Genomic DNA, 14,585 nt, shown 5'->3' with positions numbered 1-14,585 from the left:
ACGTCTTGCGGGCTTTCTTCACGACATATCTCCAGAGATTAGGACGGTTGATTCACCGCGTGCTCGAACAAGGCACGGCGGCGTAAAAAAGCGGCAGACGGCGGCGCGATAAGAATGGCGCTGCGATCGCGATTAATTTCCTGCCAGCGGTGGCAGGCGACCTGACGTCCACCGGGTAAAACCTGATTGATCGGCTCTAACTGGCGGCACTCATCGGTGACATAGGGGCAACGGGTATGAAAGCGGCAGCCGCTCGGCGGGGATGCCGGATTAGGCAAATCGCCCTGCAGCAGCGGCTGCGTGCGTGGCACGCCTGGCTGCATTTGCGGTGCCGACGCAATCAGCGCTTGGGTATAAGGATGCAAGGGCGCATCAAAAATTTCGTCAACGCTGGCAAGCTCAACGATTTGCCCGAGGTACATCACCGCAACGCGATCGCTCATGTGGCGAATCACCGCCAGACCGTGCGCGACGATGATCATCGTCAGACCAAACTGCTGTTTCAGGCTCTCCAACAGATTCACCACCTGCGCCTGCACTGAAACGTCCAGTGCCGAAACCGGTTCGTCGCCAAGTAACAATGTCGGTTCAGACGCCAGCGCGCGCGCAATGCCGATGCGCTGGCGCTGACCACCAGAAAATTCATGCGGATAACGTTGCGCCCAGGCGGGCGGCAAACCCACGGTGCGCAACAGCTGATGCACTCGCGCCTGGCGATCGTCACGTGTGAGTTTGGTGTGCAACCACAACGGTTCACCCACAATGCTTTCAACCGTCATACGCGGATTCAATGAAGCAAACGGATCCTGAAAGATGATTTGTAACTCGTGGCGCAGCCGATTGAGATGCGCACCATTCGCATGGGTAATCTCTTCACCCTGATAAAAAACCTGACCCTGGCTGGCGGCCAGCAGGCGCAGTAGCAGGCGGCCCAAAGTGGATTTGCCCGAGCCAGATTCGCCCACGATCGCCAGAGTTTCACCCGCTTTTACCTGCAACGAGATGCGATCCACCGCTGTCACCTGTTTATTACGTTTGAACAGTTGAGTGGGGCCAGCAAAGGTTTTGCTCAGGTCGCGGCATTCCAATATCGGTTTCATGCAATCTCTCCCAGCGAGACGTGCTGTTCCAGCGGCGCGCGAAAGCAGGCCACCTGATGGGCGGGTGCCAAAGCGTGCAGCGCAGGACGCGTTTGATGGCAACGCGTTTCAGCGAATGGGCAGCGCGTCGCGAAGCGGCAGCCGGCAGGCATTTGCTCGGGTAAAGGCACGTTGCCCGGAATGGTGGACAGCGGGCCGCTGCGGGCAGCAAGACTGGGAATCGAGCCCATCAAGCCAATGGTGTACGGATGTTGCGGATCGTTGAAAATCGCCTCGACTGAACCGGTTTCCACCACTTGTCCGGCGTACATCACCGCCACCTGCTGCGCAACTTCCGCCACCACGCCAAGATCATGGGTGATCATCAGAACCGCAGTGCCGGTTTCTTTTTGCAGGCTGTTTAACAGCTGAAGGATTTGTGCCTGAATAGTGACGTCGAGCGCGGTAGTCGGTTCGTCAGCCACCAGCAGCTTGGGATTGTTGATCAGCGCCATGGCGATCATCACGCGTTGACGCATACCACCCGAAAGCTGATGTGGATAGGCTTTGAGTCGCATTTCCGGTGCGGGAATTTGTACTTTTTTCAGGATTTCCAACGCGACGTCCATCGCTTCACGACGACTGACGCGGCGGTGTCTTAATACCGCCTCGCTGAGTTGATCGCCAAGCGTAAACGCCGGATTGAGTGAGGTCATTGGCTCCTGAAAAATCATTGCCAACTGATTGCCGCGTAAACTGGCGTAATCGGTGTTGCTGAGGTGACGTAATTCACAATCGTCGAAGCGCATTTCACCTTCAAGAATCTGCGCACTGGCAGGCAATAAACCCATTAGCGCCAGCGAGGTAATGCTTTTACCGCAACCTGATTCACCCACCAATGCCAGCGTTTCACCGGCGTTTAGCGTAAGCGAAATGCCATCCAGCACCGTGACCGGCGAGCCGCGAAACTGCACGCGTAAATTACGTACCGCCAACACCGGGCGGGAAGAACCGTCACTCATAACGTCTCCTGATCGGGCTGATGAAGGGCTTCCATTAACGCTTGTTGCAGCGCTAATAGGTGCTCGCGCATGGCGGCGGCGGCTTCTACAGGCTGACGCTGCGCGATATGCGTGACCAGCCGCAAATGATGCACATCGTAGGTATCCAGCCGCGCAGGGGTGCGCGCTTGTACTCGCAGATGCTGCCAGCCGGGATCGCGGCGAATGGCGTCAATGGCATCGAATAAACCCAGCATCAAGCGATTGCCCGCAGCTTCAGCAATCGCACGATGAAAGGCGCTGTCCCATAACTCATGTTGATCGCCATCACCGGGTGCGACCTGATGCATGCGCTCCAGTAAGCGATGCAGCAGCGAGATCTGCTCTTTGCTGGCGCGTAGCGCAGCTAATCTCGCCAGGCCGGGTTCAAGCTGCAAGCGCGCCTCCATCACTTCCAGCAAATTCGATTGCTGCGGCAAAGCGTGCAGCACCAAGGGCTGAACCGGCGCGGATGGGCCAACAAACGTACCTTTGCCTTGCTTACGCCAGATGCGGCCTTCTTCTTCCAGCACATCAAGCGCTCGGCGGATTTCACGTCGGCCTACGCAAAAACGCTCCGCCAGCTCTCGCTCGGTGGGTAAAGCGAGTTCAGGTGTGCTGTCGTGCTGCTGAAGCAGCTGCCGCAGTTTTTCCAGTGCTGAACTGGAGTTGGCTGAGGTTTCGGGCGTATCACTCATTATTGGTTCGCCTGTCATCTATCAGAAAAAGATGGGGTAAAGCCGGTTTTCATAAGTTTTTGTTTATGAATTAAACAGTTGGGCTCTATGTAGCGTAGGCAAGAACTGAACCAATTTTTAATTGGTTCAGTATGATTAAGGGCAAAATTGAGGTATTCCATTGATTAATAACAATGAAATAATTGCAGTGATCCCTGTTGTTTCACTTACCCTGGCGAATAACGACCAGGTGAGGAAAAGCGCATTGCGCCAGAACAGTGCGTGATTGCTGTAAAAGTGTGCAATACTGCGCGGGTTTACGTCAGTGCGCGCGACAAAACTTCGCTTAATCCGTGAAGCATTGAAACGAATAACCGCCCGCGCTGGGAGCAACATGCGAAAGCCTGTTGATGCGAGCGCAGGCGTCGTAGAGATGGCGTGGAAATTGCAGTGACTTCTGTGAACAGGAAGAATGCGAGCCTGCAATGCTATTGCAATATTGACTCGCCACAATGCGTAAGACGATCTTTGAATGCGACGGTGTTATGAACGCCGTTTAGTGTCTTTTGACGTGGATGATGACATTTGCCTGAAAAAAAGCTGCATTCATAAGCATTATTTTTCAATTTAAGCCAACAGAAACCCTCTTTAAACCGTATTAAATTCAATCGGTTAGTGAATTTTGGCCGAAAGTGGCAAAGCATAGATAAAAAAAAATTATAAATTGCGCAGCAAATCGTCAGGACTCTATCCATACTTAGCTTCCCGACTTTTGTTGCATTGTTCTGACACCTTTTAAAAGCAGTGCACAACAGGCTGTGTCCCGTAATGGTTTTACTCATAACAAAAACAAACCCTTGCGGGATGCAGCCTGAACAGGCCGGTTTCAGAACCTGACTTCAGGTTCGTACCTCTCTACTTTCACGTGATTCATAGTGAGTTTTTAAGGAGTTCTCTATGGAATTAAAAGACCCAATGTTTGAATTGCTCAGCAGCCTTGAGCAGATTGTATTGACACGTGATAAACGTCCTGCTGATTTGGAAATTCAACTCCAGCCTACGATGCCCGAACCACAACGCTTACGCGAAATGACCGGTATGCAGCTTGATGAATTTGCCAAAGTAATGGGCGTTAGCGTTTCTTCTGTGAAAAGTTGGGAGGCACGTCGTACGCGTCCTTCAGCCACGGCGCAGAAACTAATGAAGTTGCTTCATGCCAACCCGTACCTTGGAAGGCAGTTGCTTGAGTAAGCACTGATAAGACGAGAAGAACAAAAGAACCCGCCGCTGGCGGGTTTTTTCAGCTTAAGCCGCCATATTTAGCGGCTTGTTTAACGAACCAACTCTCCGGCACGCTATAGGGCGGCTCACCTAACTGCGCAATGCCTGCTTCGATAATGGTTGAAGCCTGCTGCCACAATTGAGCGTCACCTTGCTTCAGCAATTCGATTTGCACCTTTTTCTCTACCAAATAGATACGAGCAAAGTGCGGATCAAACCGCACAATTGAGCGCGTATTGTCGATGATATCTGCAAGTTTAATGGTTTGCGCTTCCGGCGCTGCGTTAGCCGTGTGCTGAAAATGTGCCAGCTTGCGGGCCGCTCGGTTTTTAGCGGTCGGCTGGGCACTGTCTGTTAACATTTCTACCAGCTCGGCGACTCGTGGGCCAAAGTGAGTGTCGATATCGTTTAGTGTGGTCGCGGTATCTTCTACCGTGTCGTGTAACCAGGCTGCGGCCAGCAAATTTTCATCACTCGTAATGCTGCGAACCAATTCAACGACTGCCGCCGGATGCACAATATAGGGTTCATCAGTGTATTTGCGTCGCTGACCCGTTTCGGCATGGGCTTGTGTTGCATAGCGTCGCGCCTGATCTTCAAGAGAATCCATCATGCTTTTACTCCTTAGCATAATATGTTGCTTGCAATTGTGTAGCGCGCTATCTATATTCTAGCCATGAACAGTAATCAAGATGACAAAAAAGTGAAAGCAGCGCCACTGTTGCTGGATCAGCAGCTCTGCTTCGCGCTCTATTCTGCCAATCTGGCGATGAATAAGGTGTATCGCCAGCTGCTTACGCAACTCGACGTGACCTATCCACAATATCTGGTGATGCTGGTGCTGTGGCAAAAAGATGATGTCACCGTCTCGGAGATTGGTGAGCAGCTCTTTTTGGATTCCGCCACGCTGACACCGCTGCTTAAAAGGCTGGAAAGCGCCGGACTCATTAATCGTCAGCGTTCGCGTCAGGATGAGCGGCAAGTAGTGGTGACGTTGACCGAAACAGGTCGAGCCTTGCGTAGCAAGGCAGAAAGCATTCCCGACGCCATTCAATGTGCGGCGGCCTGTGATGAATCCGCTTTGAATGCGCTGAAAACGCAGCTGGACGATCTTCGCAATAATCTGAATCGTTCGCGATAAGAATTCATAATGTGGGTGCCACGCACCCGCTAAATTTCACCCGTTCGACTACGCTTATTTAAGTAGTGGGCGATTAAATAGCATATAGCGAGGAATTTATGTCATTAGAACAAGTAGTTTACCGTGCAAAAGCCAAAGCAACCGGCGGTCGTGATGGTCGTGCAACCTCTTCTGACGGTGTGCTGGACGTTAAATTAGGTGTGCCGAAAGAGATGGGCGGCGCAGGCGGCGAAGTGACCAACCCAGAGCAGCTGTTCGCAGCGGGTTATTCAGCCTGTTTCCTCGGCGCAATGAAGTTTGTAGCGGGTCGCGACAAGATTTCTATGCCTAAAGATGCATGGATTGAAGGCGAAGTCGGCATTGGCCCAATCCCGAACGGTTTCGGCATTGAAGCCACCCTGAATATCCATCTGCCTGAGATGGATGAAGCGGAAGCGAAAAAATTGGTTGATGCAGCACACATCGTCTGCCCTTATTCCAATGCAACCCGCAACAACATTGACGTGACGCTGAACATCGTTCGCTAAACGTTTTTACGGGCCTGCAAAGCGGGCTCGTAATGTTTCAATACACTCTTTTCCCTCGATTTTCCCACACTATTTATCCAGACCTCTTACGCTTAGTTAGTCTGCTAACTTCTTCTGGAGAATCCCCTATGACTTCACGCCTGCGCGCCTTACTGCCTGGCTTATTACTCAGCGTCGCCTTTACTGCGGCAGCCGCTGACAATGTGATTACCCCTATGCGCGGCACCATTGATGCCATCAGCGGCAACCAGCTGGATGTCACCACGCGTCAGGGCGATAAAATTAAAGTCGAGATCAACGACAAAACTAAAGTTAACAGCGTCAGCAAAGCGCAGATGAGCGACATCAAACCAGACAGCTTTATCGGTACCGCCGCGGTACCGCAAGCGAATGGCGAACTGAAAGCGCTTGAAGTCCACGTATTTGCGCCAAGCCTGCGCGGCAGTGGTGAAGGCTTTAATCCTTTCGAATCAGCCGATGGCAAAATCAATACCATGACTAACGGTACGGTCGGCAAACTGGTTAACAGCAATGGCCGCACCATGACGGTTAAATATGGCGACAAGCAAAAAACGGTGCAGGTTCCTGATGATGTACCGGTGGTGCTGATTGAGCCGGGCAATAAAAGTTTGCTGAAGCCGGGCGGCAAAGTAGTGCTGTTTGGCAGCAAAGCCAGCGATGGTCACATCGTGGCTCGCGGTATTTCTGCTGGTAAAGATGGTCTGACACCACCGATGTAAATCATGAAAAAAGCATCGGGTTCACGTCATCCCTGGCCGATTCGGCTTTGTCACTGGACAAATGTGCTGGTGATGATCGGCATGCTGATGAGCGGCTGGGGCATTTACAACGCCTCGCCGCTGTTCAATTTCACTTTTCCCGCATGGATGACGCTCGGCGGCTGGCTCGGCGGCCACATCGCCTGGCATTTGGCGGTGATGTGGTTGCTGTTTGCTAACGGGGTAAGTTATCTGCTGTGGGGCATCATCAGCGGGCAATTTCGTGGCCGCTTTTTACCGCTAAGTGGGCGCGCGCTCTGGCAAGATCTTTTCTCGGCATTGCGGCTGCGGCTGCATCATCGCGGCAGCGACTACAATGCGGTACAGAAATTGATGTACCTGTTTGTGTTGGTGGACGGCGTGCTGCTGGTGCTATCGGGTTTATCTATCTGGAAACCGGTGCAGTTTAGCGGGTTGGTGGCGCTGTTCGGTGGTTTTGATATGGCGCGTTATGTGCACTTTTATGCCATGAGCGGCTTGGTGCTGTTTACAGTGGTTCACGTGGTGATGGTGATCCTGGTGCCGCAAACGTTGTGGCCAATGCTTACCGGTGGCAAGCGGAGTGCAGATCGTGAGTGAACAACCCAAAAGTAAAATCATCCTGGAACCTGATCAGCACAAACAGCTGATCAATCTACAACGCCGCATGCTGCTGCGCAGCGGATTAACGCTGGGTGCCGTCTCGCTGCTCAGCGGTTGTAACTTACAGGATGGCGATAGCGTCGATAAAGTTTTATGGGCGATGTCACGCTGGAACGATCGGGTACAAAGCTGGTTATTTAATGGTGAGAAGCTGGCACAAACCTATTCTGCCGATCAAATCACCCGTCCGTTCCGGTTTAATGCCTTTTATCCCGAATACAATGTGCCGGAGATAGATCTTGCGGATTACCGGCTGGAAGTGTCGGGCAAAGTCTCGAACAAAGCGCCCTGGACGTTGGAGCAATTGCAGCGCTTGCCGCAGACCGAACAAATTACTCGCTTGATTTGCATTGAAGGCTGGAGCGCGATTGGCCAATGGCGCGGCGTTCCACTTAAGACCTTTCTGCAACACATCGGGGCCGATTTAACCGCACGCTATGTCGGTTTCAAATGCGATGATCGTTACTATTCCAGCCTGGATATGCCCACGGCGCTGCATCCACAAACTATTCTCGCGCTGGATTTTGACAACAAACCGCTGCCGCCAGATTTCGGTTATCCGCTGCGGCTGCGCGTGCCCACCAAGCTTGGCTTCAAGAACGCCAAGCATATCGGCGCGATCTTTGTTACCGATCAGAATCCAGGCGGCTATTGGGAAGATCAGGGCTATAACGGTTTTAGCGGGATTTAGTGAACAAAAAGTGTGCAATTGTTCACGCTTTTGATTATTTTCTGGCCTAACCATTTCTTGCATGTTCTACTGTGCCACCTCGCAGTAACGCGTTCAGAATCCTCCTGCATCTTGTCCGATGCGCTTACTAATCGAACTCTACTGCAATCTGATAGTCACACTAACGTTCGATAAAGCGCATCACTCCAGGGAAACACCATTTTTCATGAATTATATTAAGAGTTTAACCCAGCAAAAGTTGTCGCTATTGCTGGCGTTGTACATCGGTATCCTACTGAATTTACCAATTTTTTATCGCCGTTTTGACGGTTTCTTGACGCATTCCACACTGTTAAATTGGGTGACTGCAGCCACAGAAGTCATTGCGATTGTCATACTGACTTTTTTCCTCATGCGTTTGTTGTCGCTAGGCGGCAAGAAAATCTATCGTGTGCTCGCCACCTGTATCGTGCTGATCTCTGTTGCTTCAGCCTATTACATGGCTTTTTTCAATGTGGTGATTGGCTACGGCATCGTGGCATCGGTGATGACCACCGATATGGATTTGTCGAAAGAGGTCATTGGGTTTCACTTCGTGGCGTGGATGGTGCTGGTTAGTGCATTGCCGCTGCTGATGATTTGGCGAAATAACCTTCGCCTGACGCTCAATGAACAGCTGCGTACGCCGGGTCATCGCCTTAAACCGACGTTAGTCATGTTAGTTTGCGTCGCGCTGGTTTGGTTGCCGATTCGCTATTTCGACAAGCTGCAAAAAGCCAATGAAGAGATAACCAACATCGATCTGCCAAGCTACGGCGGCGTGGTTGCACACTCTTATCTGCCTTCTAACTGGCTGGCCGCGGTTGGACTGTTTGCCTGGACGCGACTGGATGAAACCCTGGAGAGCCAGGAACTGCTCGATCCCGCGAAGAAATTTACCTATGTTGCGCCGCAAGGTTTGGATGACACCTATGTAGTGTTTGTCATCGGTGAAACCACCCGTTGGGATCACATGGGCATGCTCGGTTATGAACGTGATACCACGCCAAAACTCTCTAAAGAGAAAAACCTGGTCGCGTTCCGTGGCGAATCCTGTGATACCGCGACGAAGCTTTCTCTGCGCTGCATGTTTGTGCGCGAAGGCGGCACAATGGACACACCGGGACGCACGCTGAAAGAGCAGAACGTCTTTGCAGTGATGAAAGAGCTGGGCTTCACTTCTGAGCTGTTCGCAATGCAGAGTGAAGTGTGGTTTTACGATAACGTCAACGCGAACAACTTCGCTTTCCGCGAGCAGATTGGCTCCGAGAAGCGTAATCAGGGTAAATCGGTCGACGACATGCTGCTGGTGCCTGAGTTAAAAACGTCGCTGGAGCGTTTCCCGAAAGGCAAACACTTAGTGGTTTTGCACACCAAGGGTTCGCATTATCTCTATTCGCAGCGTTATCCACGTAGCTTTGCGCGGTATCAGCCGGAATGTATGGGCGTTGACGAGACGTGCAGCAAAGCACAATTGATCAACGCTTATGACAACTCAGTGTTGTATGTCGACACCATGCTCGACAGCGTTTTGGATCAGCTGCGTGATAAGAAAGCGATTGTTTTCTATGCAGCCGATCATGGCGAATCGATCAGTGAAAACATGCACCTGCACGGTACGCCACGTGAAATGGCACCACCAGAACAGTTCCGCGTGCCGATGATTGTTTGGGCATCAGATAAATATCTGGAAGACCCCACTAATCGTAGTAACTTTGAGCGCCTGCAGGCGCAGCAGCGCGTAGGTAAAACGCACCGCCACGTTGAGCTGTTTGATACCATTCTGGGATGTTTGGGTTATACCTCGCCAGATGGTGGCATTAAAGCGGCCAATAACTGGTGTCAGGCACCGGCTTCGAGCCAGACGAGTTCGCTATGATTGCTGCCTGGAACTTATTGACGCGTGGGTGTTTTTTTCATGCTGCATGCTTTCCAGGCGATTGACGGTCAAAGTGTAAAAAGCGGTTGACGCTCCCGGTGGGTCGCAGTAACATGCGCCCCCATCGGCGAGTAGCGCAGCTTGGTAGCGCATCTGGTTTGGGACCAGAGGGTCGGAGGTTCGAATCCTCTCTCGCCGACCACATTTAGAAAACCTGCTTTTAAAGCAGGTTTTTTTTCGCCTGTAGTAAACAGAGGATGAGAACCTCCGAAGGAGGTTTGAGCCGAGCGTAGCGAGACCACGTTGCTTCAGCAACGGCCCGCAGGGCGCTTCTCAGCGAGAAGCGTAATCCTCTCTCGCCGACCACATTTAGAAAACCTGCTTTTAAAGCAGGTTTTTTTTCGCCTGTAGTAAACAGAGGATGAGAACTTCAGAAGGAGGTTTGAGCCTCGGCAAAAGAGTTATCCCCCTAAAGCCGTTTAATCAAATCGCTTAGACCAAACCTTCCGATAACTTCCTAATAATCCTCATTCGCCGTTGTTAATTATCCTGGCTGTAATGTCGCTTGCTTATCCTTTGTAGGCCTTGCTGCATCGGGCCTGCGTAGTTAATTTGCGACACATTCTTCTTATGACCGAAAGCTGCATATTGCTGATTTCTTATACCATTGAGACAGCATATTTCGCTGGTTGAACGTCATAACGCACGGTGAATCGTTCAGTTATTCAACATTTGCCGGTAAAAGTTTTTTGTTTTTTAGCGGTGAGAATCACTAGCGTCAAAGTTAAGAGCCAGCACAAAGCACGGTTTTTAAGCTAATGACACTGTGTAATGTGTGGCATTTCAGCGGAAACTGTTTTTTTTAGCGTTGCTTGCTATCCCTCACACTCTGTGTAAATAACTAACCGTTGTATTGACGTTCTTTGCAACTGTTGACAAATTGATGCGTCAATAAAGAAGCAGAAGCGGCGTTGTCTGGCAGATTCCACGGTGTCAGAGAAATCAAAAATAACGTTTCGCTCTTTTCCACCGAAAAGGTGGGTCGCCTGAACCGCATAAAAAAATCAGAGGTCAGGTAATGCACACAACATCACATCACAATGGAGCAAAAGCATGATCAACTCCCTGGCTAAATCCAGGATGCTGAAGGTCGGTCTGAGCCTGATTGCCATGACTGTAGCCGCCGGTGTTCAGGCAAAAACCCTCGTTTATTGTTCTGAAGGTTCCCCGGAAGGTTTTAACCCGCAGCTGTTCACCTCTGGCACCACCTATGACGCCAGCTCACGCCAGATTTATAACCGTCTGGTTGAGTTCACTATCGGCACGACCGAGTTGCACGCTGCTTTGGCAGAAAAGTGGGACGTCAGTGAAGATGGCAAAACCTACACTTTCCACCTGCGTAAAGGTGTGAAGTGGCAAACCACCAAAGACTTTAAACCGACGCGCGATTTAAACGCCGACGATGTGGTGTTCACTTTTGAACGTCAGCTGGATACAAACAACAAATATCATGGTGTTTCCGGCGGCAGCTATGAGTATTTCCAGGGCATGGATATGCCTAATCTGATCAGCAAAATCGAAAAAGTGGACGAGAATACCGTGCGCTTTGTGCTGACACGTCCTGAAGCGCCGTTCCTTGCCGACCTTGGTATGGACTTCGCCTCAATTCTGTCAAAAGAGTACGCCGATAACATGCTGAAAGCCGGTACGCCGGAAAAAGTGGATCTTAACCCAGTGGGTACCGGTCCGTTCCAGCTGCTGCAATACCAGAAAGACTCACGCATCCTTTATAAAGCTAACCCGGATTATTGGGGAACCAAGCCAAAAATCGATCGTTTAGTCTTCTCGATTACGCCAGATGCATCGGTTCGTTACGCAAAACTGCAGAAGGGCGAATGCCAGGTAATGCCGTATCCAAATCCGGCAGACATTGCGCGCATGAAGCAGGATAAGAACATCAACCTGTATGAGCAGGCTGGCCTGAACGTCGGCTATCTCTCCTATAACGTTGAGAAAAAACCGCTGGATAACCTGAAAGTGCGTCAGGCACTGACCATGGCGGTCAACAAAAAAGCGATCATCCAGGCGGTTTATCAAGGTGCGGGCCAGCCGGCTAAAAACCTGATCCCACCAACGATGTGGGGCTATAACGATGCCGTTGAGGATTATCCTTACGATGTTGAAAAAGCCAAAGCGCTGCTGAAAGAAGCGGGTATGTCGGATGGTTTCTCCATCGATCTGTGGGCAATGCCGGTTCAGCGTCCTTACAACCCGAACGCGCGCCGTATGGCGGAGATGATTCAGTCCGACTGGGCGAAGATTGGCGTAAAAGCCAAAATCGTTACCTATGAGTGGGGCGAGTATCTGAAGCGTGCCAAAGCGGGTGAACATCAGACTGTGATGATGGGTTGGACGGGCGACAATGGGGATCCGGATAACTTCCTCGCTACGCTGTTCAGCTGTTCAGCGGCGAAAGATGGCTCTAACTACTCGCGCTGGTGTGATAAATCCTTTGAGGATCAAATCCAACCGGCACGTGCGACCGCCGACCAGGCGAAGCGCATCGAGTATTACAAGCAGGCTCAAGTTGTGATGCATGACCAGGCACCGGCGCTGATGATCGCGCACTCAACGGTATTTGAACCGGTCAGCAAAAAAGTCACCGGCTATAAAGTCGATCCGCTTGGCGGACACTACTTTGCTCAGGTAGACATTCAAGAGTAATCATTGCCCTTTTCCGGGGTGGCTACGCGTCACCCCGGCTTTATCTCCCTGTTTTACTGGAAACGGTAGAGGCGCAGCCAGTCTGCGTCGCGGTCGAGGCTACTCGATCGTCAGATGTAAGCAATAACTAACCTCGCGACGACGGTCGCGTGGGCAAGAGAGAACCCGGAATATGCTGCAGTTCGTACTCCGACGTCTGGGACTTGTCATCCCGACATTTATCGGTATTACCCTGTTGACCTTCGCGTTTGTTCACATGATCCCGGGCGATCCGGTGCTGATCATGGCGGGCGAACGTGGTATTTCCCCTGAACGCCACGCGCAGTTAATGGCGATGTTTGGCCTCGATCAACCGCTGTGGAAACAATACCTGCACTATATCAATGGTGTGATGCACGGCGACTTAGGTATTTCGCTGAAAAGCCGCATTCCGGTATGGGATGAGTTCGTGCCACGCTTCCAGGCCACGCTTGAGCTGGGTTTCTGCGCCATGCTTTTCGCTGTCGCTGTAGGCATTCCGGTGGGTGTGCTGGCTGCGGTGAAACGTGGCTCTATCTTTGATCACACGGCGGTAGGCATCGCGCTGACCGGCTACTCCATGCCGATTTTCTGGTGGGGCATCATGCTGATCATGCTGGTATCGGTGCAGCTGAACCTGACGCCAGTATCAGGGCGCGTTGGCGACACGGTGTTTCTTGATGACACCAATCCGCTGACCGGTTTCATGCTGATCGACACCCTGATTTGGGGCGAGCCAGGCGATTTCAAAGATGCTGTGATGCACATGATTTTGCCAGCCATCGTGCTCGGCACCATTCCGCTGGCGGTGATTGTGCGTATGACGCGCTCCGCCATGTTGGAAGTACTCAGTGAAGATTACATCCGTACCGCGCGCGCCAAAGGGCTAACGCGTATGCGCGTGATTGTGGTTCACGCCCTGCGTAATGCTATGTTGCCGGTCGTGACGGTGATTGGTTTGCAGGTGGGGACGTTGCTGGCGGGTGCGATTCTGACCGAAACCATCTTCTCCTGGCCGGGCCTTGGTCGCTGGCTGATCGAAGCATTGCAGCGCCGCGATTATCCGGTGGTGCAGGGCGGCGTGCTGTTGGTCGCGGTGCTGATTATCGTGGTCAACCTGCTGGTTGATTTGCTGTATGGCGTGGTTAACCCGCGCATACGTCATAAGAAATAAGGGGGAATCATGTCAATTGTTGATCCCGCGAGCGTAACCGCTGCACCGAAGCCGATGACCCCCGTTCAGGAATTCTGGCACTACTTCAAACGTAATAAAGGTGCAGTGATTGGCCTGGTTTACATCGTTATTATGCTGCTGATCGCCATCTTCGCTGATGTGCTGGCACCGCATGCGCCTGCCGAGCAGTTCCGAGATGCATTGCTTCATCCGCCAGTTTGGCAGGAAGGCGGTAGCTGGAGTTATATCCTTGGTACGGATGACGTAGGCCGCGACGTGCTGTCGCGTCTGATGTACGGCGCGCGCCTGTCGCTGCTGGTCGGGTGTCTGGTGGTGGTGCTGTCACTGATCTTTGGGGTGATATTCGGCTTGATGGCCGGTTATCTTGGCGGCGTGGTTGATAACACGATCATGCGTCTGGTGGATATCATGCTGGCGCTGCCAAGCCTGCTGCTGGCGCTGGTGCTGGTGGCTATTTTCGGACCGTCGATCGTCAATGCCTCTATCGCACTGACTTTTGTGGCGCTGCCGCACTACATTCGTCTAACGCGCGCGGCGGTATTGGTCGAAGTGAACCGTGATTACGTCACCGCGTCGAGCGTGGCAGGTGCCGGTACGCTGCGTCAGATGTTCGTTAATATTCTGCCTAACTGCATGGCACCGCTGATCGTGCAGGCATCATTAGGTTTCTCCAACGCCATTCTGGATATGGCGGCGTTGGGCTTTCTCGGTATGGGTGCGCAACCGCCAACGCCGGAGTGGGGCACCATGCTCTCCGACGTATTGCAGTACGCGCAAAGTGCCTGGTGGGTGGTGACTTTCCCTGGATTAGTCATTCTGCTTACCGTGCTGGCATTTAACCTGATGGGCGATGGTTTGCGTGATGCACTCGACCCGAAACTCAAGCAGTAAAGA

At 52.0% G+C, this 14,585-nt stretch carries 14 protein-coding genes, 1 tRNA gene and 1 other RNA gene; 12 read left to right on the top strand and 4 right to left on the bottom strand.

What is annotated here, in order from left to right; translation table 11 throughout:
• Positions 1–38 precede the first annotated feature (38 nt).
• The 3 genes from MUG06_RS19545 to MUG06_RS19535 are packed head-to-tail and all read right to left on the bottom strand — an operon-like array spanning position 39 to position 2,817.
• Complete coding sequence (locus MUG06_RS19545) at positions 39–1,100, bottom strand: oligopeptide/dipeptide ABC transporter ATP-binding protein (protein ID WP_243079755.1); 1,062 nt, start codon at positions 1,098–1,100, stop codon at positions 39–41.
• The gene (locus MUG06_RS19540; RefSeq protein WP_243079754.1) at positions 1,097–2,101 is read right to left on the bottom strand and encodes an ABC transporter ATP-binding protein; all 1,005 of its coding nucleotides are present in this window, start codon (positions 2,099–2,101) and stop codon (positions 1,097–1,099) included. Before MUG06_RS19540 ends, MUG06_RS19545 begins: the two co-directional genes overlap by 4 nt.
• Positions 2,098–2,817 (bottom strand): FCD domain-containing protein, encoded by a 720-nt coding sequence (locus MUG06_RS19535; protein WP_243079753.1) that lies wholly within the window; start codon positions 2,815–2,817, stop codon positions 2,098–2,100. The genes MUG06_RS19540 and MUG06_RS19535 overlap by 4 nt, the downstream gene beginning before the upstream one ends.
• Positions 2,818–3,753: 936 nt before the next feature.
• Here MUG06_RS19535 and MUG06_RS19530 point away from each other — a divergent pair.
• A complete protein-coding gene (locus MUG06_RS19530; RefSeq protein ID WP_215848026.1) occupies positions 3,754–4,047 on the top strand; it encodes an HTH-type transcriptional regulator in 294 nt (97 codons plus the stop codon).
• Between the two features lie 49 nt (positions 4,048–4,096).
• On the opposite strand, the gene MUG06_RS19525 is transcribed toward MUG06_RS19530, so the two are convergent.
• Complete coding sequence (locus MUG06_RS19525) at positions 4,097–4,690, bottom strand: HD domain-containing protein (RefSeq protein ID WP_243079752.1); 594 nt, start codon at positions 4,688–4,690, stop codon at positions 4,097–4,099.
• A gap of 63 nt (positions 4,691–4,753) precedes the next feature.
• On the opposite strand from MUG06_RS19525, the gene MUG06_RS19520 reads away from it, so the two are divergent.
• The 11 genes from MUG06_RS19520 (at position 4,754) to dppC (ending at position 14,582) form a co-directional block, all read left to right on the top strand.
• Complete coding sequence (locus MUG06_RS19520; protein WP_243079751.1) at positions 4,754–5,218, top strand: MarR family transcriptional regulator; 465 nt, start codon at positions 4,754–4,756, stop codon at positions 5,216–5,218.
• Positions 5,219–5,316: 98 nt separating this feature from the next.
• The gene (locus MUG06_RS19515; protein WP_243079750.1) at positions 5,317–5,745 is read left to right on the top strand and encodes an organic hydroperoxide resistance protein; all 429 of its coding nucleotides are present in this window, start codon (positions 5,317–5,319) and stop codon (positions 5,743–5,745) included.
• A gap of 128 nt (positions 5,746–5,873) precedes the next feature.
• Complete coding sequence (locus MUG06_RS19510; protein WP_215848023.1) at positions 5,874–6,485, top strand: DUF5666 domain-containing protein; 612 nt, start codon at positions 5,874–5,876, stop codon at positions 6,483–6,485.
• A gap of 3 nt (positions 6,486–6,488) precedes the next feature.
• Positions 6,489–7,103 carry a cytochrome b/b6 domain-containing protein gene (locus tag MUG06_RS19505; RefSeq protein ID WP_243079749.1) on the top strand — a complete coding sequence of 205 codons (615 nt, stop codon included), beginning with the start codon at positions 6,489–6,491 and terminating at the stop codon, positions 7,101–7,103.
• Positions 7,093–7,857 carry a molybdopterin-dependent oxidoreductase gene (locus MUG06_RS19500; RefSeq protein WP_243079825.1) on the top strand — a complete coding sequence of 255 codons (765 nt, stop codon included), beginning with the start codon at positions 7,093–7,095 and terminating at the stop codon, positions 7,855–7,857. Before MUG06_RS19505 ends, MUG06_RS19500 begins: the two co-directional genes overlap by 11 nt.
• A 205-nt stretch (positions 7,858–8,062) precedes the next feature.
• A complete protein-coding gene (eptB, locus tag MUG06_RS19495; RefSeq protein ID WP_243079748.1) occupies positions 8,063–9,754 on the top strand; it encodes a kdo(2)-lipid A phosphoethanolamine 7''-transferase in 1,692 nt (563 codons plus the stop codon).
• 125 nt (positions 9,755–9,879) lie between these two features.
• A tRNA-Pro gene (locus MUG06_RS19490) sits at positions 9,880–9,956 on the top strand.
• A gap of 34 nt (positions 9,957–9,990) precedes the next feature.
• Positions 9,991–10,120: non-coding RNA, RtT sRNA (locus tag MUG06_RS19485), on the top strand.
• 747 nt (positions 10,121–10,867) lie between these two features.
• Positions 10,868–12,478 (top strand): dipeptide ABC transporter periplasmic-binding protein DppA, encoded by a 1,611-nt coding sequence (gene dppA / locus MUG06_RS19480; protein ID WP_215848020.1) that lies wholly within the window; start codon positions 10,868–10,870, stop codon positions 12,476–12,478.
• Between the two features lie 172 nt (positions 12,479–12,650).
• A complete protein-coding gene (gene dppB / locus MUG06_RS19475) occupies positions 12,651–13,670 on the top strand; it encodes a dipeptide ABC transporter permease DppB (protein WP_215848019.1) in 1,020 nt (339 codons plus the stop codon).
• 9 nt (positions 13,671–13,679) lie between these two features.
• Positions 13,680–14,582 (top strand): dipeptide ABC transporter permease DppC, encoded by a 903-nt coding sequence (gene dppC / locus MUG06_RS19470; RefSeq protein ID WP_243079747.1) that lies wholly within the window; start codon positions 13,680–13,682, stop codon positions 14,580–14,582.
• Positions 14,583–14,585: the final 3 nt, after the last annotated feature.

This window comes from Pantoea sp. MQR6 (assembly GCF_022761075.1).
Lineage (GTDB): Bacteria > Pseudomonadota > Gammaproteobacteria > Enterobacterales > Enterobacteriaceae > Pantoea > Pantoea phytostimulans.
The sequence above is the reverse complement of the archived record's forward strand: the minus strand, read 5'-3'. Positions and strand labels throughout refer to the sequence as shown.